Genomic DNA, 26484 nt, shown 5'->3' on the forward strand with positions numbered 1-26484 from the left:
GCCGACCAGAACGGACAGCTGTGCCTCCGACGCTCGATTCCGGCGCGAACGCTCCTGGTGCCACCGACCCGGCGCGCATCAGGAACTTCTGCATCATCGCCCACATCGACCATGGCAAGTCGACCCTGGCCGACCGGATGTTGCAGCTCACCGGCGTGGTCGACCCGCGGCAGATGCGCGCCCAGTATCTCGACCGGATGGATATCGAGCGCGAGCGTGGCATCACGATCAAGAGCCAGGCCGTCCGGATGCCCTGGACGATCCGCGAGGGCGACCGGACCGGCGAGCAGGGCGTGCTCAACATGATCGACACCCCGGGGCACGTCGACTTCACCTACGAGGTGTCCCGGTCGCTGGCCGCCTGCGAGGGCGCGATCCTGCTGGTCGACGCGGCGCAGGGCATCGAGGCGCAGACCCTGGCGAACCTCTACCTCGCGCTCGAGAACGACCTGCACATCATCCCGGTGCTCAACAAGATCGACCTGCCGGCGGCCCAGCCCGAGAAGTACGCCGAGGAGCTGGCCCACCTGATCGGCGGCGACCCGGCCGACTGCATCAAGGTCTCCGGCAAGACCGGCGAGGGCGTGCCGCACCTGCTCGACGAGATCGTCCGGCAGTTCCAGCCGCCGGTCGGCGACGCCGACGCGCCCGCCCGGGCGATGATCTTCGACTCGGTGTACGACGTCTACCGGGGCGTGGTCACCTACGTCCGGGTGATCGACGGTCGGATCAGCGCCCGCGACCGGATCAAGATGATGTCCACCGCGGCGGTGCACGAACTGCTGGAGATCGGCGTCATCTCGCCGGAGATGGTGAAGGCCGACGCTCTCGGTGTCGGCGAGGTGGGCTACCTGATCACCGGCGTGAAGGACGTGCGCCAGTCCCGGGTCGGCGACACGGTCACCATCAACAGCCGGCCGGCGACGGATGCGCTCGGCGGCTACAAGGACCCGAAGCCGATGGTCTACTCCGGCCTCTATCCGATCGACGGGTCCGACTATCCCAACCTGCGCGACGCCCTCGACAAGCTCAAGCTCAACGACGCCGCGCTGGACTACGAGCCGGAGACCTCGGGTGCGCTCGGGTTCGGGTTCCGCTGTGGGTTCCTCGGTCTGCTGCACCTGGAGATCATTCGGGAGCGGCTGGAGCGGGAGTACAACCTCGACCTGATCTCCACCGCGCCGAACGTGGTCTACCGGGCCATCACCGAGGACGGCCAGGAGATCGTGGTGACCAACCCGAGCGAGTACCCGACCGGCAAGATCGCCGAGGTGTACGAGCCGATCGTGCGGGCCACCGTGCTGACGCCGAACGACTACGTCGGCGCGGTGATAGAGCTCTGCCAGGGCCGGCGGGGCACTCTGCTGGGCATGGACTACCTCTCCGCCGACCGGGTGGAGCTGCGCTACACGCTACCGCTCGCCGAGATCATCTACGATTTCTTCGACCAGTTGAAGAGCCGGACCAAGGGCTACGCGTCGCTCGACTACGAGCCGTCGGGCGAGCAGGCGTCCGACCTGGTGAAGGTCGACATCCTCCTGCACGGCGAGCCGGTGGACGCGTTCAGCGCCATCGTGCACAAGGACAAGGCGTACAACTACGGCCTATCGATCGCCGCGAAGCTGCGTAACCTGATCCCTCGGCAGCAGTTCGAGGTGCCGATTCAGGCGGCGATCGGCAGTCGCGTCATCGCCCGCGAGACCATCCGGGCGATTCGCAAGGACGTGCTCGCCAAGTGTTATGGCGGTGACATCAGCCGTAAGCGCAAGCTGCTGGAGAAGCAGAAGGAAGGCAAGAAGCGGATGAAGATGGTGGGCCGGGTGGAGGTCCCGCAGGAGGCCTTCATCGCGGCGCTCTCCTCCGATGCCTCCGAGGGGAAGCCCACCGGAAAGAAATAGCGCACACCGACCGGCTGGTACGACGGCCGGCACCCGTACGGCACATCACGCCGTGGGTGTCGGCCGTCGGCGTTCCCGTGCGCCGGGGGTAGGAAATTTTCTTCGGCCACGGCCGGTCGCCGAGCTCGCCCTACCGGCTCCGACCTGGGTGGACGGTGCGCTGCTTCACCTTTCACATTGATTCATGCGGACGTTTTGTGCTCGCTCCGGTTTGGCCTTTCGATGGCTCGGGAACTTAGCGGCCACCACAGGAAGTACACATCGTGTGACTCATTCTTGAAGGAGGGCGGCCATGGAGCTGACCGTTTGGGGCATCATCACTGCGCTCATCGTTGGTCTGATCGTCGGGGCGCTGGGCCGTCTGATCGTCCCGGGCCGGCAGGACATGCCGATGTGGCTGCACATGCTGATCGGTGTGGGTGCCGCGTTGCTCGGCACGGTGCTGGCGCGGGCGCTGGGGATCGCCACGGAGACCTCGGGGGTGGACTGGGGCGAACTGCTGGTGCAGGTCGTGCTGGCGGCGGTCGCGGTGGCTCTGGTGGCCGGCGTGGGCCGGCGCCGCAGCGTCACCCGGTGACGATCGCGCCGGCGTGCGACCGGCGACCGTACTGCGACGGGCGTCCGACCGAACGGGTCGGGCGCCCGTCGGCGTACGCGCGCGTCGCCGGTCGGAGTGGCCGTTGCCGCGGGGCGAGGGTGTGGGGCGAGTCGCTGATGCGGGTCGTGCTGGCGGCGGTCGCGGTGGCTCTGGTGGCCGGCGTGGGCCGGCGCCGCAACGCCATCCATCGGTGACTCGAGAATCGACGGACGGGGGGCCGGTCGGTGGGTCGGGGTACCCGTTCGTCTGCGTACGGCCGGATTCGTCTGTTGCGACGCCTGCCCTACGCCCCTCGACCTGCGATACGGTCGCGTCGCCTTCCCTCGATCGCCCACTGTCGTAAAGGATTTTTTCCTACTAAGGTGCGGCGGTAAAGGTTAGTGCCAGGCGGCGCGAGGGGAGATGTGGCGTGAACAGGTGGAAGCGGCTGGCCCCGGTCACCGCCTTGGTGGCTTCGGCCGCGATGGTGCTGACCGGCTGTGGCGGCTCTGACGACGAGGCGGCCGACACCAGCAAGTTGACCGTCTGGATGATGGGCGAGGGCGGCGAGGCCCAGGCCAAGTTCCTCGACGGCGTCGAGGCCGAGTTCCGGCAGAAGCATCCGGACACCGACGTCGTGGTGCAGTACATCCCGTGGCTGGAGGCGCCGAAGAAGTTCCAGGCCGCCCTGGCCGGCGGTGAGGGACCGGACGTCACCGAGCTGGGTAACACCGAGACCCAGGGCTGGGCGGCGCAGGAGGCCCTCGCCGATCTGAGTGGCCGGATGAGCGGCTGGGCCGAGGGCAAGGACATCCTGCCGGATCTCGTGAAGAACGCCCAGCTCGACGGCAAGCAGTACGGCGTGCCGTGGTACGCCGGCGTGCGGGCCATCTACTACCGCACCGACTGGTTCGCCGAAGCCGGCGTGAAGCCGCCGACCACCTGGGACGAGCTGGTGACCGTGGCCAAGGCGGTGCAGGCCAAGAAACCGAACACCTACGGCATCGCGCTGCCCGGCAACTCCGAGCTGCCGTTCTACTCCTTCCTCTGGGCGGCGGGCGGCGAGATCGCCACCGACCAGGGAGGCACCTGGAAGTCGGGCTACACCTCGCCTGAGGCGCAGAAGGCGGTCAAGTTCTGGACCGACCTGGTGACCGTGCACAAGGTCGCGCCGCCGGCCGCCGCCGGTTGGAACGAGATCGACGCCCGGACCCAGTTCGCCACCGGCAAGGCCGCCATGGCGTTCGCCGGCAGCTGGCAGCAGGGCGCCATCAAGAAGGACAACCCGGACATCGAAAAGGTGTGGGGCACGTTCCCGATCCCCGGACCGGACGGCAAGGCGGCGCCCGGTTTCGCGGGCGGCTCGGACATCGCGATCTGGAAGGACAGCGAGCGCCAGGACCTCGCCTGGGACTACATGACCGTGCTGCTGAACAAGAAGAACGGTCAGGCGTTCGCCGACAGCCTGGGCTTCTTCCCGGTCTACCAGGACCTCGTGGCCGGCGGCAGTTACGCCAATGACAAGATCATGGCGGCGTTCGCGACCACGATGCAGAACACCAAGATCACGCCGCTCACCCCGAAGTGGGTGGAGGTCAGCCGCACCAAGACAGTGACGCAGGCGATGAACAGCTCGGTCATGAAGGGTCAGAAGACGGTCGAGAAGGCTACCGCCGACGCGGCCGCGGAGATGGAAAGCATCCTCAACTCCAAGTGACCACGCTGACCGACGCGCCGGAGGCGTCCGCCGCGCGGGAGACCCCCGCGCGGCGGCGTCGCCCGGTCGACCGCCTGCCGTATCTGCTGCTCCTGCCCTGCCTGGTCATCATCGGCGTACTGCTGCTCTGGCCGCTCGGCCAGGTGGTGACCATGTCCTTCTACCGGTTGAACAACGTCCGGCAGCTGCGCGGGGACCGGGAGTGGCCGTGGATCGGGCTGGAGAACTACACCCAGATCCTGGGTGACCCGTTCTTCCTCACGGTGCTGCGCAACACCGTGCTCTTCGCGGTGGCGAACGTGGCGCTCACCATGATCCTGGGCACCCTGGTCGGCCTGCTGCTCAACCGCCTCGGCCGGAAGATGGCCACCTTCGTGGCCAGTTGCGTGATGCTCGCCTGGGCGACCCCGGCGCTGACCGGCACGATCGTCTGGAAGTGGATCTTCGACGACACCAGTGGCCTGGTCACCTGGCTGTTCAACGCGTTGCCGGACGGGCTGTCGCAGGCGCTCTTCGGGCACAGCGACTGGACAGGTTACGGCTGGTTCAACTCGCCACTGCTCTTCTTCTCGATCCTGACCCTGGTGGTGGTCTGGCACTCGTTCCCGTTCATCGCGGTGAGCGTCCTGGCCGGGCTCAAGAGCGTGCCGAGCGAGCTGCACGAGGCGGCCCGGGTCGACGGCGCGAGCGCCTGGCGGGTCTTCTGGCGGATCACCTTCCCGCTGCTGCGCCCGGTCTTCGGGATCCTGATCGTGCTCTCCACGATCTGGGACTTCAAGGTCTTCACCCAGCAGTTCGTGCTGGCCGGCGGCACCCAGGACCGACCGACGTTCATGCTCTCCATCTACTCGTACGCGGAGGCGTTCTCGCCGCCGCCGAAGTACGGCCTCGGCGCGGCCATCGCGGTGATCCTCACCGTGATCCTGCTCGTGGTGACCGGCTTCTACGTACGGATGGTGCTCAAGCAGGAGGACGAGTCGTGAAGAAGGTCGCGCTCAACTGCGCCGGACTGCTGGTGGCGCTCTTCGCGGCCTTCCCGGTGTACTGGATGATCGCCACGTCGCTGAAGCCCAGCCGGGAGATCTTCTCCGCCACCCCACGGCCGGTGCCGACGCACCCGACGCTGGAGCACTACCGGGAGATCCTGACCGGGAACCTGATCCCCGGGGTGACCTTCGCGGACTTCTTTCTCAACAGCGCCCTGGTCGCGGTCTCCACTGTGGTGCTCAGCGGCCTGGTCGCGCTGCTGGCGGCGACCGCCGTGGCCCGGTTCCGGTTCCGGCTGCGGACCAGCTTCCTGATCATGCTGCTCGTGGTGCAGATGATCCCGTTGGAGGCCCTGGTCATCCCGCTCTTCCTGATGATCCAGCGGCTCGGGCTCTACAACACGCTGCCCAGCTTGATCCTCACCTATCTGGGCTTCTCGCTGCCGTTCGCCGTCTGGATGCTGCGCGGCTTCGTCGCCGCGGTGCCGAAGGAGTTGGAGGAGGCGGCGGCGATCGACGGGGCGAGCCGGGCCCAGACGTTCCGGCGGATCCTCTTCCCGCTGGTGGCTCCCGGCCTGGTGGCGACGAGCATCTTCTCCTTCATCACCGCCTGGAACGAGCTGATCTTCGCGCTCACCTTCATCAACGACCAGAACCGGTACACGCTGCCCGTGGCCATGACGTTCTTCTTCGGGCGTGACGACACCGCCTGGGGACCGTTGATGGCGGCGTCCACTCTGTTCACCCTGCCGGTGATCATCTTCTTCCTGCTGGTGCAGCGGCGGATGGTCTCCGGGTTGGTCGCCGGAGCCGTGAAGGGCTGAGCCCGTTCGTGGCCGGGCGCCTCAGGTGCCCGGCAGCACGCTGGTGCCGGCCTGCGCCACGATCTGCTGCAACGCCGCCACATGTCCGTCGAACGCGGCACGTCCGCGTCGGCTCAGCTTGACCGAGGTGCGCGGCCGCTTGCCCACGAAGCTCTTGCGCACCTCGACATAGTCGGCCTGTTCCAGGGTGCTGATCTGCTTGGACAGCGCCGAGTCCGAGAGCCCGAGATGGTCCCGGAGGTAGCGGAACTCGGCCCAGTCGGTGGCGGCGAGCAGGCTGACCAGGGAGAGTCGGGTGGGCGCGTGGATCAGCTCGTCGAACCGGGGTGCGCTCACCGCCGGCCACCGATCGGCCGGGCGGACATCAGGCGGCGAAGGTACGCCATCAGCGGCCGTCCGGTCGCCGTCATCGCGCCCGCCGTGACGGCCGCGCCGAGCGTCGCCGGCCAATCCAGCCCCGCCGACTCCGCAGCGAATCCGGTGACCAGACCGAGGGCGATCAGGCAGAGCACGTAGACCATGATGGCGGCCACCCCGCGTACGCCCAGCAGGGCGGTGCGCACCTGCGCCCGGTGCCGCCGCACGACCCAGGCGACCAGGGCACCGAGGCCGAGGGCGTACCCGACGGATCCGACGGCGACGACCCAAGGCCGGTCCGTCTCGACGGCGGCCGTGAAGGCCACGATCAGGCCACCCAGCGTTGGCCAGTACCAGGCGGGGACGAGCGTTGCAGTGACCGCCTGTTCGCGCCGCGCGCGGATCTCGGCTAGCGCGTCGGTGGCCGCGGCGGGGGAGATGGCCGGCTCGGACACGATGTCCTCCTTGAGGTCGAGGAAAGTGCTTGCCTGCAGGGAAAGCATATCCTGTCTTTCCCTACAGGCAAGCACTTTCCTCGATAGAGAACTCGGCGTCTGGTCCACTAGGCTGACTGCCATGACGGGCAGAGTCGCGTCGGTGAACCTCGGTGTGGTCACCGAGGCCGAGTGGGCGGGCGACCCGAGCGGTCGCAGCGGCATCGACAAACGGCCGGTGGACGGCCCGGTGCTGTTCCGCGTCGACGGTGTGGCCGGCGACTTCATCGGCGAGCGAGCCCACCACGGCGGCGCGGACCAGGCGGTCTACGCGTACGCCGAGGAGGACGCCGCCTGGTGGGCGGGCGAGTTGGGGCGTGACATCCGACCCGGCGGCTTCGGCGAGAACCTCACCACGTACGCGGTGGACGTGACGGGGGCGGTGATCGGCGAGCAGTGGCAGATCGGATCCGCCCTGCTCCAGGTGACCAAGCCGCGCACGCCGTGTACCACCTTCGCCGGCTTCTGGGGCGTACCGGATCTGATCAAGCGGTTCACGGTCCGCGCGCTGCCCGGCGCCTACCTGCGGGTGCTGCGCGAGGGGGAGGTGGGCCCGGGTGACCCGGTCGAGGTGGTGGAGCGGCCCACGCACGGGGTGACCATCGGTGAGGTCTTCCGGGCCACCAGCCTGGAGCCGGAGTTGCTGCCCCGGCTGCTGGACGCGCCGGACCTGCCGGAGTCGATCCGGGAGAACGTGCGTCGCCGGCTCGCCGTGCGGTGAGCGTCCGGCGGGAGATGTGACGAAGGGCCCCCGGCCGTACGCGAGGCGACGGCGGGGGGCCCTTCGCTAGCAGGTCAGCGCAGCCAGGGGACGCTGCGGTCGAGCAGACCGCGCTCCTTCAGCTCCTTGCGCAGCGGGATCTCGTCGTCGACGTACCCGTCCCAGTTGATGCCCCAGTAGTTGGCGGTGTGGGTGCCCTCACCGATCAGCTGGCGCTGAACGGGGGTGCGGTTGCGGTACCACTCGCCGTTGACGTCGGGGTGCAGCTCGTCCAGCGGGCGGATCCATCGGTAGGTGTAGCCCACGAAGAGCATCTTGCGGGTGATGTTCGACAGGTTCGTCGACCGGGAGTGCCACTGGCGGCGGTCGAAGATGAACGCGTCGCCCGGGTTGGCGGTGATCTCCACCGTGCCCTCCGGGTCGGGGTTGTGCACGCTGAGGTCCTTGGGCCGGTCCAGCGAGTTCCACAGGTGGCTGCCCGGGATGACCTTCGTGGCGCCGCGCCCGGTCTCCGAGAGGTCGGAGAGCACGTAGGCGACCTTCAGCGAGAACATCGGCCGGGGCAGGTTCGGGTCCATGGTCTCCGGGTCGGAGTTCTGCCGGTACCCGTCCTGGTGCCAGCCCCAGTACGGCTTCTCCGGCTCCAGCGCCGGCGGGGTCACGTCCAGGTGGTTGTGGTGGGTGTAGATGTTCCACCCGGCCAGGCCCCACATGTAGGGGAAGGCGATCGGGTGGGTGAGCAGTTCGCCGAAGAGCTCGTCGCGCTCGAGGAAGCCGAGAAGGTGCAGGGTGCCGTCCTTCTTGGTGTTGCCCTTGGCCTTCTCCTCGGCGTAGACGCGGTCGACCGCCTCTTCGAGCGCTGCCCGGTGGTCCTCCGTCAGGACATTGCGCAGCAGGAGGAAGCCCTGCTCGTGGAACTCCTTGCGGTCTACGTCACTGATCGGTTCGTAACCGGTCCGGCCGTCGTAGTCGAACGCCACGTCGTACCCCTCCAGAGAGGCGAAAGATTTTCTTGGCACAGGGCGCCGATCGTAGCGCGGTAAGCCGTGAACTGGGGGGGCGGAAGGCCCGGATTCTCCGGAGTTGGGCGATGCGCGATGACGTGGTCACCTGGCGTGACGAAAGCCGAGCCATAGGCGACAGTTTGAGTAGTTGGCCGGATTGTGCGGTGACCGAAGGTGCAAAAAACCATTCGATCAATCGTCGGCGAAGACCTCCGCCACGACCCGGGCGCCGGCCTGCGGACTCCCGGCCACCTCGATCCACTTCCCGTCGCGGGCGGTCCACTCCAGGTCTCCGAAACGTACCCGCTTCACCCCGTGGTCCTGGGCGTGCGAGACGAGCCAGTGCGCGTACCGCCAGCCGTCACGTTGGTCGGCCGTCGCCAGGCTGAGCCCGGTCAACTCCGCCGGGGCGGCTCTGCCGACGACGCCCCAGTCCAGCTCCAGGTTGCGGGTCAGCGCGGCCGCCGCAGCGGCGCCACGCATCACCGGCGTCCGCCCGACCGTGCAGGCCACGGCCCGCGTCGCGTCGCCGAGCAGGGCCCGGGTCAGCACCGCCGACTCGTCGGCCCACTTCTGGTAGGCCTCGGGGAACGCCGAACGCTGCACTCGCTGGGCGGCGTCGGTGACCCGCATCCGCTCCCAGCCGCGGACCTTCTTCAGTGCCGCGTAGAACCGTTTGGCCGCGTACCGCGGGTCACTGAGCTGTGTGGGGTCGCCCCAACCCTGGCTGGGGCGCTGCTGGAAAAGGCCGATCGAGTCCCGGTCGCCATCCGGGAGGTTGTGCAGGCCGGACTCCTGGTAGGCGGTCGCCAGCGCCACCACCACGCCCCGCTCCGGCATGCCCTGCTGCGCGCCGATCGCCGCGATGGTCGCCGCGTTGGCCATCTGGTCGGCGTCGAGCACCACCCGGCCGTCGGCCTGCACCGTGCAGGTTCGGCCGGCCAGGGGAAGGCGCAACTCACTCCCGAGCTGTCGGACGAGCACCACGACAACCACCACGGCGAGCAGGGCGAGGACCACGCCACCCGCCACCACGGTCCGAGTTCGCACCCACACCCCCTGTTCGGCAGTCCGACAAGCGTACGTCCGGCGTAGGCCCGGCCGGGCTGTCTGACCGGTTCAGGTCGACCCGGCCCGGCCCGCCCGGACCGGATGTTCCCGCCCCGGCTGCGGTCTCACCTGCCCGCTTCGCCCCCTCGTCCGGTGTCGTTCCGTTGACGACAGGCGTTACGGGCCGGCAGGCGGCGCCCGTTGCGAGATCCGCCCGCACTCTGGCAGAGCACGGTACGTGGCCCTGGCCGGTCTGTCATGGGCGTCACCGTGGAGAAGCACTGCTGGCTGCGGCGCCTGGTCCAGTTGGCGAACACCAAGCGCGTGCTCGTGGAGGGACTGGGCGTCAGCCTCGGCATCTACCGGGACGAGGCCCAGCGGGAGCGGGTGTTCCAGGCTGCCGTCAAGGGCCTCGCGGCCCGTTGAGCGGTGCCCGTCGGCTGCCCGGTCAGCTCTCCGCCGGCACCCACCGTGCCGGCCGCTTCTCCCGGAAGGCCGACACGCCCTCCCGCCCCTCGTCGGAGAGGAAGTAGCCGGTCGACAGCGCGGCCAGGTCGGCGATCTCGGCCGGCAGGTCGGCGGCCGCGGGGCGGCGCAGCAGCTGCTTCGCCCCGGCCAGGGCTCCCGGCGCGCCTCGCACCAGCGAGGCGCAGTACCGCTGCACCGCGGCGTCCAGCCCGTCGGCCGGCACCGCGGCGGTCACCAGCCCGATCTCGGCGGCCCGCCGGCCGTCGAAGGTGTCCCCGGTCAGGTAGAGCTCGGCAGCCGCGCGCGGGTGCAGCCGGGGCAGCACCGTCGCCGAGATCACCGCGGGGATCACCCCGAGCCGCACCTCGGTGAACGCGAAGGTGGCCTCCTCGGCGCAGACCGCCAGGTCGGCGGCCGCGATCAGCCCGAGGCCACCGGCGCGGGCCGGCCCCGCCACTCGGGCGAGCACCGGCTTCGGGCACTCCCAGACCGCCGCCAGCACGTCGCCGAGCATCCCGGCCGGCACCGTCCCGCTGGCGTACGCGGCGGCGGTCTCCTTCAGGTCGGCGCCCGAGCAGAAGATCGGCCCGGTGTGGTCGAGCACGACGACCCGGACCGCGTCGTCGGCGACCGCGTCGGCCAGACCGGCGAGCAGTTGCGTCATCAGCGGGGTGGAGAGCGCGTTGCGGTTGTGCGGGCTGTCGAGGGTGAGGGTGGTCACCCCACGGGCCGTGGCGACCCGCACGAGCGCGTCGGGAGAGGTCATGCCGGGCACACTAGTGGCCATGCCCGGCGTCCTTCCAGATGGCGAACCCGTACCGGCCGACGGTTCGCTGCCCGCCAGCGCGACCCGCGAGGTCGGCGCGCGCGGATTCGGCGTGTACGTCCACGTGCCGTTCTGCGCGAGCCGCTGCGGCTACTGCGACTTCAACACGTACACCGCCGCCGAACTCGGTGGGGGCGCCACCCGCGAGGGGTACGCCGACACCGTCCTGGCCGAGCTCCGGCTCGCTGCCCGGGTGCTCGGCGACAACCCGCCCCCGCGGGTCGACACCGTCTTCGTGGGCGGGGGCACCCCCACCCTGCTGCCCGCCGACGACCTGGCCCGGATCCTGGACGCCGTCGACCGCGCCTGGGGGCTCGCTGCCGACGCCGAGGTGACCACCGAGGCCAACCCGGAGTCGGTCACGCCCGAGTCGCTCAAGGCGCTGCGGGCGGCCGGCTACACCCGGATCTCGCTGGGCATGCAGTCCGCCTCGCCCGGGGTGCTGGCGATCCTCGACCGCAAGCACAGCGCGGGCCGGGCCAGCGCCGCCGCCGCCGAGGCGCGCGACGCCGGGTTCGACCACGTGAACCTCGACCTGATCTACGGCACGCCGGGGGAGCGGGCCGAGGACTTCGCCCGCTCGCTGGACGAGGTGGTCGCCGCCGGTGCCGACCACGTCAGCGCGTACGCCCTGATCGTGGAGGACGGGACCCGGCTCGCCGCCCGGATGCGCCGCGGCGAGTTGCCGTACCCCGACGACGACGTGGCCGCCGACCGCTACCTGGCCGCGCAGGAGGCGCTCGGCGCGGCAGGTTTCTCCTGGTACGAGGTCTCCAACTGGGCCCGTACGCCCGCCGCCCGCTGCCGCCACAACCTGCTCTACTGGTCCGGCGGGGACTGGTGGGGGCTCGGGCCGGGCGCGCACAGCCACGTGGGCGGGGTGCGCTGGTGGAACGTCAAGCACCCGTCGACGTACGCGCAGCGCCTCGCGGAGGGACGGTCGCCCGGCCTGGCCCGCGAGGTGCTCACCGCCGACGAGGCGCACATGGAGGACGTGATGCTACGGCTGCGCCTCGCCAGCGGGCTGCCGCTCGACGTGCTGGACGACACGGGGCGGGCCGGCGCTGAGCGGGCGCACGCCGCCGGCCTGCTGGCCCCGGACGAGTACGCGGCCGGCCGCGCGGTGCTCACCCTGCGCGGCCGGCTACTCGCCGACGCTGTCGTACGGGACCTGCTGGCCTAGTCGACGGCCGGGTCGCATTCCGGCCGCGGCCGTACACCTGCCGGGCCGCACCACGGCCGGGCCGGACGTGGCGCGGGCGGTGCCCGAACCGGAACGGGGCGTGGCGCGTCCGCCGGTGCGCTGTCGGTGCCCGGGCCGACCGGGGGAGCGGTCGGCCAGGGGTCACTTGATGAAGCTCGCGGACATCGGATAGCGGTAACTGTTGCCCTCGTTGGCCCGCATGCCGGCGATCACGCCGAACACGATCTGGATCACCACGACGGCCACGCTGGGCAGGAAGAACAGGCACCAGCTGATGAACAGCAGCACGAAGGCGATGCCGGACCAGAGGAGCTGGAAGTTGAGCGCCGCGAGCGCGTGCGCCCGCGCGGCCGGGGACTGCTGCCCGCGCACCAGGTAGGCGATCAGCGGGGCGACGAAGCCGAGCGGCCCGAAGCTGATCAGCGCGCCGACCGCCCCGCCGAAGTGGGCGACCAGCGCCCAGGTCTTGTCCTCGTTGCCGGCGTAGCCGGCCGGCGGGCCGTAGCTGCCCCCGGTCGGATAGCCGGCGCCCGGCGGTGGATAGCCGCCTGGCGGGACGCCGCCGGGCGGAGGCGGGTAGCCGCCGGGCGGGGGATAGCCACCGGGCGGGGGATAGCCACCCGGCCCGGGTGCCCCGGACAGTGGTGCGGTGGGCTCGTTCTCAGCGGACGGGCCGGGAGTTGCCGGCGGCGGGGTCGGGTCCGGGCGGTCGCCCGGGTCGCCCGCGCCGGGAGGGCGAGGTGGTTCAGTCATGAACGTCACGGTAGGGGTCGCCGACAACGACGCGCCAGAGCGGCGCGGAGGGGCCACCTCGATCGATCCGTCGAGCGTCGCCGGACAGCCGCGGCCCTGACGCGGGCAGGACCCGCACCCGTGGTCCGTCCTTGATCATCGCGTTGGCGGGCCTGCCGACGTAGACTGGCACTCGCTACAGTCGAGTGCCAGGAACGCCGTGTGTGGCGCAGAACGCCGGCGGCCGATGCGCGTAGGAGGTGGGGAGGATGGGTCTCGACGACCGCAAGCTCGCCGTGCTCCGCGCCATTGTCGAGGACTACGTCGCCACGCAGGAGCCGGTCGGAAGCCGGGCGCTGGTCGAGCGACACCAGCTCGGTGTCTCCCCGGCGACGGTTCGCAACGACATGGCGGTGCTCGAGGAAGAGGGCTACATCCGGCAGCCGCACACCAGCGCCGGCCGGGTGCCCACCGACCGCGGCTACCGGCTCTTCGTGGACCGGCTGTCCCGGGTCAAGCCGCTCAGCCCGGCCGAGCGCCGGGCCATCGAGCGTTTCCTGCTCGGCGCCGTCGACCTGGACGACGTGGTGCACCGCACCGTCCGGCTGCTGGCCCAGCTGACCCGGCAGGTCGCCGTCGTGCAGTACCCGAGCCTGGCCCGGTCGTCCGTCCGGCACCTGGAGCTGGTGCCGATCTCCACCACCCGGCTGATGCTGGTCATGATCGCCGACACCGGGCGGGTCGAGCAGCGACTCGTGGAGATGCCGGGGCCGATCCCGGCGGACGACGTCACCGACCTGCGACGGCTGGTCAACGAGAAGCTGGTCGACACGCGGCTGTCGGAGACACCCCCGCTGGTGCAGGCGCTGGTCGACGAGGTCAGCCCCGACCTGCGTCCGGCCATGGCCACCCTCTCCAGCGTGCTGCTGGAGACGCTGGTCGAGCGGCACGAGGAGCGGATCGCGCTGGCCGGCACGGCCAACCTGACCCGCGGCGGGCTGCTCGACTTCCAGGGCTCGCTACGCCCGATCCTCGAGGCTCTCGAGGAGGAGGTGGTTCTGCTGAAGCTGATCGGCGAGGTCGAGGAGAGCTCGATGCGGGTGCGCATCGGCGACGAGAACGAGATCGACAATCTCCGCGCCGCCTCGGTGGTGAGCACCGGCTACGGCCCGGGTTCGACGATCGTGGGTGGCCTCGGCGTGCTCGGGCCGACCCGGATGGACTACCCCAGCACCATCGCCACGGTGCGCGCCGTGGCACGCTACGTGGGCGATCTGCTGGCCCAGAACTAGGCAGTACCGTCCGGCCGGATCCGGTCGGCGGCCGGCGCAACGCAAACGAACATGAGGACACGGAACGCAGTGGCCAGGGACTACTACGGCATTCTCGGCGTGAGCCGGGACGCCTCCGACGACGAGATCAAGCGCGCCTACCGCAAGCTCGCGCGCCAGTTCCACCCGGATGTCAATCCGGACCCGGAGGCACAGGAGAAGTTCAAGGACATCAACGCCGCGTACGAGGTCCTCTCGGACGACCGGAAACGGCAGATCGTCGATCTCGGCGGCGACCCCCTCGCGCCTGGGGGCGGCGGCGCCGGTGGCCCGGGTGGTGCCGGTGGGGCGGGCCCGTTCGTCGGCTTCCAGGACATCATGGACGCCTTCTTCGGCGGTGCCGCCGGCGGATCGCGGGGGCCTCGGCCACGTACCCGGCCGGGCGCCGACGCGATCCTGCGGCTGGAGTTGGACCTGCACGAGACGGCGTTCGGCGTCGAGGCGCCGATCACCGTCGACACCGCAGTCCTCTGCACCACCTGCTCGGGCGCCGGCACTGCGGCGGGCACCCACCTCGCCACCTGTGAGGCATGCGGTGGCCGCGGCGAGGTGCAGTCCGTACAGCGCACCTTTCTCGGCCAGGTGGTCTCCGCCCGGCCGTGCACCGTCTGCCAGGGCTACGGCACGACCGTCCCGCACCCCTGCCCGACCTGCGCGGGTGACGGCCGGGTGCGTACCCGCCGCTCGCTGACCGTGAAGATCCCGGCGGGCGTCGAGGACGGCATGCGGATCCGCCTCGCCCAGCAGGGCGAGGTCGGCCCCGGCGGCGGCACCGCCGGTGACCTCTACGTGGAGATCCACGAGCGTCCCCACGACGTCTACTCCCGCAAGGGCGACGACCTGCACTGCCGGGTCACCGTGCCGATGACCGCGGCGGCGCTCGGCACCCGGCTGATCATCAAGACGCTGGACAGCGAGGAAACCGTCGACGTCAAGGCCGGTACCCAGCCGGGCAGCACGCTGCGGCTACGCGCCCGCGGCGTGCCGCACCTGCGCGGCACCGGCCGGGGCGACCTCTACGTGCACCTCGACGTGCGTACGCCCAGCAAGCTCGACCCCGAACAGGAGCGGATGCTGCGGGAGTTCGCGAAGACCCGGGGCGAGGAGGTCGCCGAGCTGAGCAAGCAGGGTGGCTTCTTCTCCCGGATGCGCGACGCCTTCAACGGTCACGTCTGACGCTTCGGCCGGCCCCCGTCCGGGCACGGTCGGGCGCCGGCGGGGTCTGGGACGCCCGGCCGGCCTGGCGGTGCGTCCCCTCCGTCAGCCGGCCGGGGCTGAGCCGGCCGGCTGGCCGTTCCGGCCGATGCCGGGGCGGTTAGCCTGTTGACCGTGTCCGCCCCGCTCTTCCTCATCGAGTCGCTGCCCACCGCCGACACGCTGACCCTCGACGGCCCCGAGGGCCACCACGCGGCCACCGTGCAGCGGCTGCGGGTGGGCGAGGAACTACTGCTCGCCGACGGCGAGGGCGGCACCGCCACCGCCGTGGTCACGGCCGTCGGCCGGGGCAGCCTGGAACTCGACGTGACCTCCCGGGGGTACGTCGACGCGTCCGTCCCGCGACTGGTCGTGGTGCAGGGGATCGCCAAGGGGGACCGGGGCGAGTTGGCGGTGCAGGCGATGACCGAGGTCGGGGTGGACGAGATCGTGCCCTGGGCGGCGTCCCGCTCGGTGGCGCAGTGGCGCGGTGACCGGGGCGTACGGGCGCGGGAGAAGTGGGTCGCGACCGCCCGGGAGGCGGCCAAGCAGGCCCGGCGTTCGTGGCTGCCGGTGGTGACCGGGTCCCCGGACGAGTCGACCAACCAGGTCGCCCGGCGCATCGGCGGGTCCGCCGCCGCGTTCGTGTTGCACGAGGAGGCCGACGAGCGGCTCAGCACCGTGGACCTTCCCGACGCCGGCGAGATCGTGCTGGTGGTCGGCCCGGAGGGCGGCATCGCCCCGGCCGAGGTGGACGCGTTCGCCGCCGCCGGTGCCCGCCCCGTACGCCTCGGCCCCTCCGTGCTGCGCACCTCGACGGCCGGGGTCGCCGCCCTCGTCGTCCTCGCCACCCGCCTCTCCCGCTGGTGACACCCGCGCCCTGAGCCGGGGCGGGAGTCAGCTGCGCAGGTAGGAGGCGCCGTTCAGATCGACGATGGTGCCCGTCGCCCACTCGGCCTCCGGAGAGGCGAGCCAGTGCACCGCGGCGGCGATCTCCTCGGGGCGGGCGACCCGGTTGAAGGGGCTCTGCGCCCGTACCGCCACGCCGCGCTCAGCCTTCAGGTGCTCGTTGGTCATGTCGGTCTCCACGAAGCCGGGCGCGACCGTGGCCACCGCGATGCCGTACGGCGCGAGCGCCACGGCCAGCGACTGACCCGCCGCGTTCAAGCCCGCCTTGCTCGCCCCGTACGCCGGGTTCGCCGGCTCACCGCGGAACGCGCCCCGGGAGGAGACGTTGACGATCCGGCCGCCCCGGTCGCGCATGTGCTGGGCGGCGCACCAGGCGGCGTTGGCCGCGCCGAACAGGTTCGTGTCCAGCACCTCACGCCAGCGCTGCCGCCACTGCTCGTAGGTGCTCTCGAAGACCGGGTGCGGCGGGTCGGCGGGTCCGAAGGTGCCCGCGTTGTTGACCAGCACGTCCAGCCCGCCGAGCAGGCCCGCCGCCTCGTCCACCATCGCCCGGACCGCGTCCGGGTCGGCGAGGTCGGCCCGCACCACCACGTGTCCCTCGCCGGGCAGTTGCGCCCGCAGCTCCTCGGCCAGCTCCGCGGAGTCCCGGTGGTGGATCGCCACCCGGTCACCGCCGGCCGCGAAGGCCTTCACCACCGCCCGCCCGATGCCGCGCGAGCCCCCCGTCACCAGTACCGCCCGTGAAGTCACGCGGCCATCCTGCCGCACCTGCCGCCGGGGGCGAGAAGCGGTCCTTCCCATAGCAGAGGCATTGACACCGGGCCCTTCCTTACACTGCCCGGATGGGATCAGACTGCCTGTTCTGCCGCATCGTCGCCGGGGAGATCCCGGCCACCGTCGTCCGGGAGACCCCCGACACCCTCGCCTTCCGCGACATCAACCCGAAGGCGCCGGTGCACGTGCTGGTGATCCCCAAGGAGCACTACGCCGATGTCGCGACGCTCGCCCAGGGCGACCCGGCGCTCGCCGGTGAGGTGCTCGCCACGGCGGCCGCGATCGCCGACGACGAGGGCCTGCTCGGTGACGGTTTCCGGCTGATGTTCAACACCGGGGCGTACGGCGGCCAGGAGGTCTTCCACGTGCACGCGCATCTGTTCGGTGGGGCGCCGCTCGGCCCGATGCTCGCCCGGGACCTGGTATGAGCGAGGTGACGGACCGGCTGGAGCGGCTGGTGCGCCAGACGCAGGCGCACCTCCGGATTCCGGCGGTCTCGACGGCTCTGCACCGGGCCGACCGGCCGCTGTGGACCTGCACGGTCGGCGGTACGGGCAACGACAGCCCGCTCGGGCCCCGGACGCAGTTCCGGATCGGTTCGGTCACCAAGACGTTCACCGCCGTGCTGACGCTCCAGTGCCGGGACGACGGGCTGCTCGACCTGGACGACCCGGTGGGCCGGCACCTCGACCTGCCCGCGCACGGCGAGTTGACCGTACGCCGGCTGCTGTCGCACACCGCCGGTCTGCAACGCGAGCCGTACGGCGACGTGTGGGACACGCTGCGCGCGCCCGACACCGAGCAGCTCCTGGCCGACCTGGCCCGGGCGGAACGGGTGCTGCCGTCGGGCCGCCGCTACCACTACTCGAACCTCGGCATGGCGCTGCTCGGGCAGTTGGTCGGTCGGCTGCGCGGGGGAACCTGGGCCGAGGTGCTCAGCGACCGGGTGCTGCTGCCGTTGGGGCTCACCGACACCACGATGAGTCCGGGGCCGGCGGCCGCCACCGGTTTCCTGGTCGACGCGTACTCGGACGAGGCACACCCGGAGCCGCCGACCGACTTCGGTGCCGTGGGGCCGGCCGCCCAGCTCTGGAGCACCGCCGGGGACATGGCGCGCTGGGCAGCCTTCCTGGCCGATCCGGCCGCGGTCGAGTCGGCCGGTACGGTGCTCGCCGCGGCCACGCTCGACGAGATGCGCTGGCCGGTGACGGTGACCGACGAGAACCTCTGGGCCGGGGGCTTCGGGCTGGGCCTGATCCTGGTGCCCCAGGGCGATCGGGTGATGCACGTGGGGCACGACGGCGCGATGCCGGGTTTCCTGGCCGGCGTCTACGGCCGGCGCGGCGGGGCGGGCACTCCCGGTGCGATGGGCTGCGCCGTCCTCGTCTCGTCCGGCAGCGCCTCCGAAGCCCTCGACCTGCCGCACCGGCTGCTCGCCGCCGCGGTCGAGGACGATCCGGCGGAGATCGAGCCGTGGCGGCCGGGCCCGCCCGCTCCGGCGCCGCTGCGCGGCATGCTCGGCCGCTGGTGGGGCGAGGGCTACGAGTACGTCTTCTCCTGGCACGACGGGTCGCTGCGGGCCCGCGGCGCCGGTGATCCGCCCGCCAAGCCGCCGGCGGTCTTCGCGCCACTGCCCGACCAGCCGGACGTGTTCCGGACGGTCTCCGGCCGGGAGGTCGGTGAGCTGCTGCGGCTGAGCCGGGACGAACGGGGGACGGTGGTGCGGATGCACTGGGCCACCTACCGGTTCACCCGCAACCAGGAGACGTTCGACCGGTTCGACTTCCGCGCCGGGAACTGACCGGCGGGCGGCGCAGGGCGGTTTCGTCCCGTCCTGCGCCGCTTTGGCTTCTTCGCGGCCTTTGTCGCTGTTGGTAGGCCGTGTGCGTGCCACCTCAGTGCGGGGAAATGCGCACGATGCCGCCGGTGTTGAACCGATACGATGGGTTGAACGTCCGTACGCCGCGCCACCAGGTCCGGCGCCGAGATCGAGAGCAGGTGGCACAGGGCCCTTCGGCCCGATCTATGACCGGCACCCCACCTCCCGACCCGCCCCAGGTGCAGACCCGGATCACCGTCCCCGATCCGAAGATCATGGTCAACCTGCTCGGTGCGGGTGACGAGATTCTGCGACTCGTCGAACGCTCGGTCAACAGTGACGTGCACGTCCGGGGTAACGAGATCACCATCTCCGGTGCGCCCGCGGACAACGCCCTCGCCGAGCGCCTCTTCACCGAGCTGCTCGAACTCATCGAGAAAGGCGAGACCCTGACCACTGACGCCGTCAGGCGTACCGTCGGCATGCTCGAGCAGGGCACCGCCGAGCGGCCCGCCGACGTTCTGACGCTGAACATCCTCTCCCGGCGCGGTCGCACCATCCGCCCCAAGACCCTTGGGCAGAAGCGCTACGTCGACGCCATCGACTCGCACACCATCGTCTTCGGCATCGGCCCCGCCGGCACCGGCAAGACCTACCTGGCGATGGCGAAGGCCGTCCAGGCCCTTCAGGCCAAGCAGGTCAACCGGATCATCCTCACCCGGCCGGCGGTCGAGGCGGGGGAGCGGCTGGGCTTCCTGCCCGGCACGCTGAACGAGAAGATCGACCCCTACCTGCGCCCGCTGTACGACGCGCTGCACGACATGCTCGACCCGGACTCGATCCCGAAGCTGATGGCCGCCGGCACGATCGAGGTGGCGCCGTTGGCGTACATGCGCGGTCGGACGCTCAACGACGCGTTCATCATCCTCGACGAGGCGCAGAACACCACGCCCGAGCAGATGAAGATGTTCCTCACCCGGCTCGGCTTCAATTCCAAGATCGTCGTCACCGGCGACGTGACCCAGGTCGACCTGCCGGGCGGGACGACCAGCGGTCTGCGCGTGGTACGGGAGATCCTCGCGAACGTGGAAGACGTCCACTTCGCCCAGTTGTCCAGCTCCGACGTGGTTCGGCACCGGCTGGTCGGCGAGATCGTCGACGCGTACGCCCGCTGGGACGCCGAGCGGGAGAACCAGCAGGCACAGGGCGTGCACGCCGTACCGGGGCGGACCGCCCAGGGTGGCGGCCGGTCCGGTCGCCGCCGCTAGATCAGGGGAAACAGTTGTCCATCGAGATCGCCAACGAGTCCGGTGTCGAGGTCGACACCGACGCCGTGCTCGCCGTCGCCCGGCACGCCCTCGACGAGATGGGGGTCAACCCACTCGCCGAACTCTCCGTGCTGCTGGTCGACGTCGACTACATGACCGAGCTCAACCACCGCTGGATGGGCGGCGACGGGCCGACCGACGTGCTCGCCTTCCCCATGGACGAGGGCAGCGTCGACCACGGCCCGGGCGAGAGCGCCCCGGCCGGCGGTGAGCCGGCCCTCCTCGGCGACATCGTGCTCTGCCCCGATGTCGCGGCCAAACAGGCGGCGACCGCGGGTCACTCGACCGCCGACGAGCTGCACCTGCTGACCGTGCACGGGGTGCTGCACCTGCTCGGGTACGACCACGCGGAACCGGAGGAGGAGCGGGAGATGTTCGCGCTCCAGGCCCGACTGCTGTCCAGCTGGCGGTCGAGCCGGTCACAGTGATGTCCGCCCAAGGCACCACAGCCGCAGCCGGCCTGCCGGACATGCAGCTGCTCGTCTTCGCCGCCGGGCTGGTGGTGCTCGCCGGGCTGATCGCGATGACCGAGGCGGCGCTCGCCGCGGTCTCGCCGGCGCGGGCCGCCGAACTGGCCCGTGACGGCGCTCGCGGCGCGCGTACGTTGCAGGCCGTCGCCGGTGACGTGGTCCGGCACCTCAACCTGCTTCTGCTGCTGCGGTTGCTCGCCGAGCTGACCGCCACCACGCTGGTGGCGCTGGTCGCGGTGGACACCTTCGGCGCGGGCTGGCGGGCGGCGCTCGTCACCGCCGGCGCGATGACCGTGGTCAGCTTCGTGGTGGTCGGGGTGGCCCCGCGGACGCTCGGCCGGCAGCACGCCTACGTGGTCGGCCGGGCGGTGGCCCCACTGGTCCGCTGGCTGGGACGTGCGCTCAATCCGCTCGCCTCGTTGCTGATCCTGATCGGCAACGCGGTGACGCCCGGGCGCGGCTTCCGGGAGGGCCCGTTCGCGACCCAGATCGAGCTGCGCGAGCTGGTCGACCTCGCCGAGCAGCGCGGTGTGGTGGAGCACGGCGAGCGGCAGATGATCCATTCGGTCTTCGCGCTCGGCGACACCATCGCCCGTGAGGTGATGGTGCCCCGTACGGAGATGGTGTGGATAGAGGGGAGCAAGACGCTCTCGCAGGCGCTCGCGCTCTTCCTCCGCTCGGGCTTCTCCCGGATCCCGGTGATCGGCGAGAGCGTCGACGACGTGCTCGGCGTGCTCTACCTCAAGGACCTGATCCGACGGGTGCGCGGCGGCGATCCGGCCGCCGAGCAGCTGCCGGTCTCGGAGCTGATGCGCCCGGCGACCTTCGTGCCGGAGTCGAAGCCCGTCGACGACCTGCTCTCCGAGATGCAGGCGGCCCGCAACCACCTGGTGATCGTCGTCGACGAGTACGGCGGCACCGGCGGCCTGGTCACCATCGAGGACATCCTCGAGGAGATCGTCGGGGAGATCACCGACGAGTACGATGTCGAGCGCCCGCCGGTCGAGCGGCTGGAGGACGGGTCGGTGCGGGTCACCGCCCGGCTCCCCGTGGAGGACCTGGGCGAGCTGTTCGACATCGAGTTGCCCACCGACGAGGTGGAGACGGTCGGCGGCCTGCTGGCCCAGTCGCTGGGTCGGGTGCCGATCCCGGGGGCCCGGGTCGAGGTGGCCGGCCTGCGGCTGGTCGCCGAGGGCACCACCGGCCGACGCAACCGGATCGACACCGTGCTCGTCAGCCGGGTCGAACCGACAGACGAGCAGGAGAATCCGGGCCGCGGCGAGCGAGCCGAGTCCCGGGGCAATCAGAACCGAGTCGAGGAGAGGCAACCCGCCGATGCCTGAGTCGCCCACCGTGCCCGCGGCGCGGCCGACCCCGTCCGCCGTGCCGGAGCTGAGCGCCGAGGACGCCAAGCTGGTCGTCCTGGCCCGGGGGGCCCGTGGCCGGGTGGGAGCCGTGGAAGGCGCGGCGGTCCGCGACCAGGACGGCCGGACGTACGCGGCCGTCAGCGTGGCGCTGCCCTCGCTGACGCTCACCGCGCTTCAACTCGCGGTCGCCTCGGCGGTGGCCGCCGGCGCGACCCGGTTGGAGGCCGCGGTGGTGGTGACCGAAGCCTCGACGCTGGACGGCGCCGGGCACGCCGCGGTCCGCGACCTGGCCGCGGACGCGCCGATCCACGTGGCCGCGCCGGACGGCACGGTCCTCGGCACGGTGGTCCAGTGAGCGAGCGCACCATCGGGCACGACAGTGAATCACCGGAGCGTGTCGCCTTCGTCGGCGAGCGAACCGGCAGCAACGGCATCCGGGCGCTGCGCGCCCGCGAACAGCGGAACGGGGCGGTGGCGTGAACGCGACGGGCGTACGAGACCCGGAGGAGCGTCCCTACCGGGCCGGCTTCGCGTGCTTCGTGGGACGACCGAACGCCGGTAAGTCGACCCTGACCAACGCGATCGTCGGCCAGAAGATCGCGATCACCTCGAGCAAGCCGCAGACCACCCGGCACGTGATCCGGGCCGTACTGCACCGGCCGGACTCGCAGCTCGTCCTCGTCGACACCCCGGGCCTGCACCGTCCCCGTACGCTGCTCGGCGAGCGGCTCAACGACCTGGTCCGCCAGACCTGGAGCGAGGTCGACGTCATCGGGCTCTGCATCCCGGCCGACGAGGCGATCGGGCGGGGTGACCGGTTCATCAGCGGCGAGCTGGCCGAGCTGAAGGCGACCGTGCTGGCCGTGGTCACCAAGACCGACCTCGTGGATCGCAAGCGTCTCGCCGAGCAGTTGCTCGCGGTCAGCGAGCTGGGCGAGTTCGCGGCCGTGGTGCCGGTGAGCGCCGTCTCCGGTCACCAGGTCGACACCCTGGTCGACGTGATGACCGGATACCTGCCCGTGTCCCCGCAGCTCTACCCGGACGACATGCTCACCGACGACCCGGAGCAGGTGCTCGTCGCGGAGCTGATCCGGGAGGCGGCGCTGGAGGGGGTGCGTGACGAGCTGCCGCACTCCATCGCGGTGGTGGTGGAGGAGATGATCCCCGAGGGGCAGCTTGTCCGGATCTTCGCCGACCTGTACGTCGAGCGTCCCAGCCAGAAGGCGATTGTGATCGGTCACCGGGGCAGCCGGCTCAAGGAGGTCGGCACCAACGCCCGCCGGCAGATCGAGGAGCTGCTGGGCACCCGGATCTTCCTGGACCTGCACGTACGGGTGGCGAAGGACTGGCAGCGCGACCCGAAGCAGCTGCGCAAGCTCGGCTTCTGAGCGTTTCGTTCAGCGCCCGTGCTCAACGTCAACGATCAGCCGGACGGCCGCGCCGTCCGGCTGATCAGCATCGGTCGAAAGCCGACCAGATATCGGCTGGACGGGGCGATGCCTTGATCCGACTCGGTCGAGCGTATGGGGAGTTTCACCTCCGAGCGGGGTGTGCTGCCGTTTGCCGGCGACACGGCGGAGGGTAGGAGGCATCCGTCGCGCCCCCAAGACAGATGCAGGCTGATGCGAAACAGATACCTTGACCTGCTCCGCTTCCTCGCCATCGTTCGAGTCGTCGTCTACCACGTCACCGGCCTCGCCTCGCTGACCCTGGTCTTCCCGGCGATGTCGGTGATGTTCGCGCTGGCCGGCTCGCTGATGGCCGCCTCGCTGGACCGGTCCGGCCCGACGGCGGTGCTGCGCCGTCTGCGCCGCCTGCTGCCGTCGCTCTGGGTGCTGGCCGCTGTCTTCGTGCCGGCGATGCTGCTCACCGGGCTGCCACTGACACCACGTGTGCTGCTCTGGCTCTTCCCGGTCTCGGATCCGCCCGCCAACGGCTGGGGGGCGTTGGCGCTGAGCCCGATCTGGTATCTGCGCGACTACCTGTGGTTCGTCTTCGCATCGCCGATCGCGCTCTGGCTGTTCCGTCGGGCCCCGCTGCCGACCCTGCTGGCCCCGTACGTGCTGCTCGTGGTGATCGAGTCGGGGATCTGGCCGAACGCGCCCGGCCCGTTCCGGGAGTTCGGCCTCTACTTCGGCGCCTGGATGCTGGGGTTCGCGCACCACGCGGGCATGCTGCGCCGGCTCGCCAACCGGCTGCTCGTGCCGGCCGTGTTGCTGCTCGCCGCGGCCGGTGGCGCGTGGATCTTCACGCATCCCGGCCCCCGTGGCTTCGACCTCAACGACAACCACCTCGGCAACGCCCTCTGGTCGCTCGCGTTCATCCTGGTCGTGCTCGGCCGGGGGCCGTCCGGCGCGGCGTGGGTCGACCGCAACGCCCTCTTCGGGCGGGTGGTGACCGTGCTGAACCGGCGGGCGCTGACGATCTACCTCTGGCACATGCCATTCGTGGTCGGGCTCACCCCGCTGTTCGACGGGGTGGGCTGGTCGCACGAGGATCCGCGCGGGCTGGCGATCCGGGTGGTGCTGGTCTTCGCCCTGGTCGGCGTGGTGACGCTCGCCGTGGGATGGGTGGAGGACATCGCGGCCCGGCGGCGGCCGGAACTGCTTCCGGGCGGCCGCCGGGCGTCGACCCGTACCGGACCGCCGTCGTCGTCGACCGGCAACCGGGTGCCCGCGCAGCGCGGCGCCCCGGAGTCGGCGACGGCGGAGGTCACCGCTGGCTGACGTTGAGGTCGCCGCTGCGGGTGCTCACGTCGAGTACCAGCTCGGCAGTCGGGTCGTCGGTGACCGTGACGTGCTCGTCGCCGGAACTGGCGTTGGCCCGGACCTGGTACGGGCCGGGAGGTACGACGAGACTGACCTCGCCGCTGCTCGCGTGCGCCCGGACCGAGGCCGCCTTCTCCATCTCGAGGGTCACATTTCCGGACCTCGCTTCGGCGTCCACCTCGCCCTGTAGCCGGCGGGCCGCGATGTTGCCGGAGGAGGCGCGCAGGGTGAGCGGACCGTTGGCCTCGGACACCTCGATGTCGCCGGAACTGGCCTCCAGCCGTACCGGGCCGGTGGCGCCGGTGAGGTGGACGTCCCCCGAGCGGACCTGCAACTCCACCGCCCCGACCCGGGTCAGTTCGACGTCGCCGGAGCTGCTCTCGCCCCGAACGGCGACACCCTCGGGGGCGGTCACCTCGTACGAAACGGTGCACCGGGCCCCGCAGTCGGTGTCCAGCACCAGTTCGCCGCCCTTGATCTCGTACTTCGCCTTCGGCTCGGCGCCCTGGTAGCGCACCACCCGCTTGATCCGTACCTCGGACGCCGTGCCGGTGGCCCGTACGACCACGTCACCCGAGCCGGGCAGCACCCGGATCGTGGTGATCCGGGCCGTCTCGGTGTTGTCGAAGTCAAGGCGCCGGTACGACAGGTTGTCACACCCGGTGAGGAGGATCAGGGTGGCGGCGGCACCGAGCGCGACAGGGGCGACGGTACGGCGGCGGCCGGGGTGAGCGGAGCCGCCGGAAGGCTGAGCGGTCATGGCGAGCACGCTACGGCCGGTACCACCCGACACGCATCGGGGATCCGTCGTCGCAGCACCCCGAAGGAACCCTGATTTCGCACCCCGAGGGAGAATGGCCCGATGACCGGGTACCGCCGACAGCTCTACCGCGACGACGCGGTGGTGCTGCGTGTGCAGAAGCTCGGCGAGTCCGATCGGATCATCACGCTGCTCACCCGACGGCACGGCCGGATCCGCGCGGTGGCCCGGGGGGTGCGGCGCACCACCAGCAAGTTCGGTGCCCGGCTGGAGCCGTTCGGGCACGTGGACCTCCAGCTCGCCGGGGACCCGAAGGGCAACCAGGGCAGCTCGCTGCACACGGTGAGTCAGGTCGAGGGGATCGACCTCTACGGCAAGCGGTTCCTCGGCGACTACCCGCGTTACACCGCGGCCAGCGCCATCGCCGAGACGGCCGAGCGGCTCACCCCGGTCGAGCGGGAGCCCTCGCTGCGCCTGTTCCAGCTCACCATCGGCGCCCTGCGCGCGCTCGCCGAGGGCAGCCACGCCACCACCCTCGTGCTCGACGCGTACCTGCTGCGGGGGATGACCCTGGCCGGCTGGGCGCCGGCGCTCGTCGCCTGCGCCGTCTGCGGCACCCCCGGGCGGCATCGGGCCTTCTCCGTACCGGCCGGTGGCATCGTGTGCCCGGACTGCCGGCCGCCCGGCGCGGCCCATCCGGCGCCGGCCACCATCGATCTGATGTTCGCGCTGAGTAGTGGCGACTGGCGGGTCGCCGACGCCACCGAGGCCGGGGTACGCCGGGAGTGCAGCGGTCTGGTCGCGGCACACCTGCAGTGGCACCTGGAACGCGCGCTACGCTCGCTCCCGCTGGTGGACCGGGGTGCGCCGGCACCTGGCGCCGATAGCGTGAACAGGGAGTAGCAG

Annotated in this window: 30 protein-coding genes; 22 read left to right on the top strand and 8 right to left on the bottom strand. The window is 71.1% G+C overall.

The window, feature by feature from the left end; genetic code table 11:
- The first annotated feature begins 20 nt into the window (after positions 1-20).
- From lepA to ABZS42_RS19585, 6 genes are all read left to right on the top strand, one after another.
- Entirely contained in the window at positions 21-1898 is a 1878-nt protein-coding gene (lepA, locus tag ABZS42_RS19560; protein ID WP_355147156.1) for a translation elongation factor 4, read from the top strand.
- A 292-nt stretch (positions 1899-2190) separates the two neighbouring features.
- The gene (locus ABZS42_RS19565; RefSeq protein WP_355147158.1) at positions 2191-2475 is read left to right on the top strand and encodes a GlsB/YeaQ/YmgE family stress response membrane protein; all 285 of its coding nucleotides are present in this window, start codon (positions 2191-2193) and stop codon (positions 2473-2475) included.
- On the top strand, positions 2472-2690 hold the full coding sequence (locus ABZS42_RS19570) for a hypothetical protein (protein ID WP_355147160.1): 219 nt from the start codon (positions 2472-2474) through the stop codon (positions 2688-2690). The genes ABZS42_RS19565 and ABZS42_RS19570 overlap by 4 nt, the downstream gene beginning before the upstream one ends.
- 215 nt (positions 2691-2905) lie before the next feature.
- Positions 2906-4192 carry a sugar ABC transporter substrate-binding protein gene (locus ABZS42_RS19575; RefSeq protein ID WP_355147162.1) on the top strand — a complete coding sequence of 429 codons (1287 nt, stop codon included), beginning with the start codon at positions 2906-2908 and terminating at the stop codon, positions 4190-4192.
- Positions 4189-5175, top strand: a complete 987-nt coding sequence (locus ABZS42_RS19580; protein ID WP_355147164.1) for a sugar ABC transporter permease — start codon at positions 4189-4191, stop codon at positions 5173-5175. Before ABZS42_RS19575 ends, ABZS42_RS19580 begins: the two co-directional genes overlap by 4 nt.
- Positions 5172-6002 carry a carbohydrate ABC transporter permease gene (locus ABZS42_RS19585; protein ID WP_355147166.1) on the top strand — a complete coding sequence of 277 codons (831 nt, stop codon included), beginning with the start codon at positions 5172-5174 and terminating at the stop codon, positions 6000-6002. The genes ABZS42_RS19580 and ABZS42_RS19585 overlap by 4 nt, the downstream gene beginning before the upstream one ends.
- Before the next feature lie 21 nt (positions 6003-6023).
- Here the strand turns inward: ABZS42_RS19585 and ABZS42_RS19590 are convergent, their stop codons facing one another.
- Both ABZS42_RS19590 and ABZS42_RS19595 read right to left on the bottom strand, forming a co-directional pair.
- Complete coding sequence (locus ABZS42_RS19590; protein ID WP_355147168.1) at positions 6024-6338, bottom strand: transcriptional regulator; 315 nt, start codon at positions 6336-6338, stop codon at positions 6024-6026.
- Complete coding sequence (locus ABZS42_RS19595; RefSeq protein WP_355147170.1) at positions 6335-6814, bottom strand: hypothetical protein; 480 nt, start codon at positions 6812-6814, stop codon at positions 6335-6337. Before ABZS42_RS19595 ends, ABZS42_RS19590 begins: the two co-directional genes overlap by 4 nt.
- Positions 6815-6935: 121 nt before the next feature.
- On the opposite strand from ABZS42_RS19595, the gene ABZS42_RS19600 reads away from it, so the two are divergent.
- On the top strand, positions 6936-7574 hold the full coding sequence (locus tag ABZS42_RS19600; protein ID WP_355147172.1) for an MOSC domain-containing protein: 639 nt from the start codon (positions 6936-6938) through the stop codon (positions 7572-7574).
- Positions 7575-7648: 74 nt separating this feature from the next.
- On the opposite strand, the gene ABZS42_RS19605 is transcribed toward ABZS42_RS19600, so the two are convergent.
- Both ABZS42_RS19605 and ABZS42_RS19610 read right to left on the bottom strand, forming a co-directional pair.
- Complete coding sequence (locus ABZS42_RS19605) at positions 7649-8593, bottom strand: phytanoyl-CoA dioxygenase family protein (protein ID WP_355147174.1); 945 nt, start codon at positions 8591-8593, stop codon at positions 7649-7651.
- 177 nt (positions 8594-8770) lie between these two features.
- Entirely contained in the window at positions 8771-9634 is an 864-nt protein-coding gene (locus ABZS42_RS19610; RefSeq protein WP_355147176.1) for a hypothetical protein, read from the bottom strand.
- A gap of 252 nt (positions 9635-9886) precedes the next feature.
- Here ABZS42_RS19610 and ABZS42_RS19615 point away from each other — a divergent pair, with 252 nt between their 5' ends.
- Positions 9887-10054: a hypothetical protein gene (locus ABZS42_RS19615; protein WP_355147178.1), complete on the top strand. Its 168-nt coding sequence runs from the start codon at positions 9887-9889 to the stop codon at positions 10052-10054.
- Positions 10055-10076: 22 nt separating this feature from the next.
- On the opposite strand, the gene ABZS42_RS19620 is transcribed toward ABZS42_RS19615, so the two are convergent.
- Positions 10077-10862: an enoyl-CoA hydratase family protein gene (locus ABZS42_RS19620; RefSeq protein WP_355147180.1), complete on the bottom strand. Its 786-nt coding sequence runs from the start codon at positions 10860-10862 to the stop codon at positions 10077-10079.
- Between the two features lie 19 nt (positions 10863-10881).
- Here ABZS42_RS19620 and hemW point away from each other — a divergent pair, with 19 nt between their 5' ends.
- Positions 10882-12105 (top strand): radical SAM family heme chaperone HemW, encoded by a 1224-nt coding sequence (gene hemW / locus ABZS42_RS19625; protein WP_355147251.1) that lies wholly within the window; start codon positions 10882-10884, stop codon positions 12103-12105.
- Between the two features lie 162 nt (positions 12106-12267).
- Here hemW and ABZS42_RS19630 read toward each other — a convergent pair whose 3' ends face one another.
- On the bottom strand, positions 12268-12879 hold the full coding sequence (locus tag ABZS42_RS19630) for a DUF4870 domain-containing protein (RefSeq protein ID WP_355147182.1): 612 nt from the start codon (positions 12877-12879) through the stop codon (positions 12268-12270).
- 248 nt (positions 12880-13127) lie between these two features.
- Here ABZS42_RS19630 and hrcA point away from each other — a divergent pair, with 248 nt between their 5' ends.
- From hrcA to ABZS42_RS19645, 3 genes are all read left to right on the top strand, one after another.
- Positions 13128-14150 carry a heat-inducible transcriptional repressor HrcA gene (hrcA, locus tag ABZS42_RS19635; protein WP_355147184.1) on the top strand — a complete coding sequence of 341 codons (1023 nt, stop codon included), beginning with the start codon at positions 13128-13130 and terminating at the stop codon, positions 14148-14150.
- Between the two features lie 69 nt (positions 14151-14219).
- Positions 14220-15365 carry a molecular chaperone DnaJ gene (gene dnaJ, locus ABZS42_RS19640; protein WP_355147253.1) on the top strand — a complete coding sequence of 382 codons (1146 nt, stop codon included), beginning with the start codon at positions 14220-14222 and terminating at the stop codon, positions 15363-15365.
- Between the two features lie 153 nt (positions 15366-15518).
- Positions 15519-16253 carry a 16S rRNA (uracil(1498)-N(3))-methyltransferase gene (locus ABZS42_RS19645; protein ID WP_355147186.1) on the top strand — a complete coding sequence of 245 codons (735 nt, stop codon included), beginning with the start codon at positions 15519-15521 and terminating at the stop codon, positions 16251-16253.
- Positions 16254-16280: 27 nt separating this feature from the next.
- On the opposite strand, the gene ABZS42_RS19650 is transcribed toward ABZS42_RS19645, so the two are convergent.
- Positions 16281-17042, bottom strand: a complete 762-nt coding sequence (locus tag ABZS42_RS19650; RefSeq protein ID WP_355147188.1) for an SDR family oxidoreductase — start codon at positions 17040-17042, stop codon at positions 16281-16283.
- Between the two features lie 92 nt (positions 17043-17134).
- Between ABZS42_RS19650 and ABZS42_RS19655 the strand changes: the two genes are divergently transcribed.
- The 9 genes from ABZS42_RS19655 to ABZS42_RS19695 all read left to right on the top strand — a co-directional run bounded on the left by ABZS42_RS19655 (position 17135) and on the right by ABZS42_RS19695 (position 24776).
- A complete protein-coding gene (locus ABZS42_RS19655; RefSeq protein ID WP_355147190.1) occupies positions 17135-17494 on the top strand; it encodes a histidine triad nucleotide-binding protein in 360 nt (119 codons plus the stop codon).
- On the top strand, positions 17491-18867 hold the full coding sequence (locus ABZS42_RS19660; RefSeq protein WP_355147192.1) for a serine hydrolase domain-containing protein: 1377 nt from the start codon (positions 17491-17493) through the stop codon (positions 18865-18867). The genes ABZS42_RS19655 and ABZS42_RS19660 overlap by 4 nt, the downstream gene beginning before the upstream one ends.
- Positions 18868-19091: 224 nt before the next feature.
- Complete coding sequence (locus tag ABZS42_RS19665) at positions 19092-20153, top strand: PhoH family protein (protein WP_355147194.1); 1062 nt, start codon at positions 19092-19094, stop codon at positions 20151-20153.
- A 14-nt stretch (positions 20154-20167) separates the two neighbouring features.
- Positions 20168-20641, top strand: coding sequence for an rRNA maturation RNase YbeY (ybeY, locus tag ABZS42_RS19670; protein ID WP_076473311.1), 474 nt, complete (start codon positions 20168-20170; stop codon positions 20639-20641).
- Entirely contained in the window at positions 20617-22026 is a 1410-nt protein-coding gene (locus ABZS42_RS19675; RefSeq protein ID WP_355147255.1) for a hemolysin family protein, read from the top strand. The genes ybeY and ABZS42_RS19675 overlap by 25 nt, the downstream gene beginning before the upstream one ends.
- A complete protein-coding gene (locus ABZS42_RS19680) occupies positions 22019-22405 on the top strand; it encodes a cytidine deaminase (protein WP_355147196.1) in 387 nt (128 codons plus the stop codon). The genes ABZS42_RS19675 and ABZS42_RS19680 overlap by 8 nt, the downstream gene beginning before the upstream one ends.
- Complete coding sequence (locus ABZS42_RS19685) at positions 22402-22530, top strand: hypothetical protein (protein WP_355147198.1); 129 nt, start codon at positions 22402-22404, stop codon at positions 22528-22530. The genes ABZS42_RS19680 and ABZS42_RS19685 overlap by 4 nt, the downstream gene beginning before the upstream one ends.
- Complete coding sequence (era, locus tag ABZS42_RS19690; RefSeq protein ID WP_355147200.1) at positions 22527-23438, top strand: GTPase Era; 912 nt, start codon at positions 22527-22529, stop codon at positions 23436-23438. Before ABZS42_RS19685 ends, era begins: the two co-directional genes overlap by 4 nt.
- Before the next feature lie 234 nt (positions 23439-23672).
- Positions 23673-24776: an acyltransferase gene (locus ABZS42_RS19695; protein ID WP_355147202.1), complete on the top strand. Its 1104-nt coding sequence runs from the start codon at positions 23673-23675 to the stop codon at positions 24774-24776.
- On the opposite strand, the gene ABZS42_RS19700 is transcribed toward ABZS42_RS19695, so the two are convergent.
- Complete coding sequence (locus ABZS42_RS19700; RefSeq protein ID WP_355147204.1) at positions 24763-25578, bottom strand: DUF4097 family beta strand repeat-containing protein; 816 nt, start codon at positions 25576-25578, stop codon at positions 24763-24765. The two genes, ABZS42_RS19695 and ABZS42_RS19700, sit on opposite strands and share 14 nt — an antisense overlap.
- A gap of 102 nt (positions 25579-25680) precedes the next feature.
- On the opposite strand from ABZS42_RS19700, the gene recO reads away from it, so the two are divergent.
- Complete coding sequence (gene recO / locus ABZS42_RS19705) at positions 25681-26481, top strand: DNA repair protein RecO (protein WP_355147206.1); 801 nt, start codon at positions 25681-25683, stop codon at positions 26479-26481.
- The last annotated feature ends 3 nt before the right edge of the window (positions 26482-26484 follow it).

The sequence above is a fragment of the Micromonospora sp. NPDC005367 genome, assembly GCF_040606825.1.
Taxonomy (GTDB): domain Bacteria; phylum Actinomycetota; class Actinomycetes; order Mycobacteriales; family Micromonosporaceae; genus Micromonospora.

Coding starts and splice junctions, on each gene's coding strand:
- ABZS42_RS19565 (WP_355147158.1), top strand. CDS start 2,191: ATGGAGCTGACCGTTTGGGGCATCATCACTGCGCTCATCGTTGGTCTG.
- ABZS42_RS19600 (WP_355147172.1), top strand. CDS start 6,936: ATGACGGGCAGAGTCGCGTCGGTGAACCTCGGTGTGGTCACCGAGGCC.
- ABZS42_RS19615 (WP_355147178.1), top strand. CDS start 9,887: ATGGGCGTCACCGTGGAGAAGCACTGCTGGCTGCGGCGCCTGGTCCAG.
- ABZS42_RS19620 (WP_355147180.1), bottom strand. CDS start 10,862: ATGACCTCTCCCGACGCGCTCGTGCGGGTCGCCACGGCCCGTGGGGTG.
- hemW (WP_355147251.1), top strand. CDS start 10,882: ATGCCCGGCGTCCTTCCAGATGGCGAACCCGTACCGGCCGACGGTTCG.
- ABZS42_RS19630 (WP_355147182.1), bottom strand. CDS start 12,879: ATGACTGAACCACCTCGCCCTCCCGGCGCGGGCGACCCGGGCGACCGC.
- hrcA (WP_355147184.1), top strand. CDS start 13,128: ATGGGTCTCGACGACCGCAAGCTCGCCGTGCTCCGCGCCATTGTCGAG.
- ABZS42_RS19655 (WP_355147190.1), top strand. CDS start 17,135: ATGGGATCAGACTGCCTGTTCTGCCGCATCGTCGCCGGGGAGATCCCG.
- ABZS42_RS19660 (WP_355147192.1), top strand. CDS start 17,491: ATGAGCGAGGTGACGGACCGGCTGGAGCGGCTGGTGCGCCAGACGCAG.
- ABZS42_RS19665 (WP_355147194.1), top strand. CDS start 19,092: ATGACCGGCACCCCACCTCCCGACCCGCCCCAGGTGCAGACCCGGATC.
- ABZS42_RS19680 (WP_355147196.1), top strand. CDS start 22,019: ATGCCTGAGTCGCCCACCGTGCCCGCGGCGCGGCCGACCCCGTCCGCC.
- ABZS42_RS19695 (WP_355147202.1), top strand. CDS start 23,673: ATGCGAAACAGATACCTTGACCTGCTCCGCTTCCTCGCCATCGTTCGA.
- ABZS42_RS19700 (WP_355147204.1), bottom strand. CDS start 25,578: ATGACCGCTCAGCCTTCCGGCGGCTCCGCTCACCCCGGCCGCCGCCGT.
- recO (WP_355147206.1), top strand. CDS start 25,681: ATGACCGGGTACCGCCGACAGCTCTACCGCGACGACGCGGTGGTGCTG.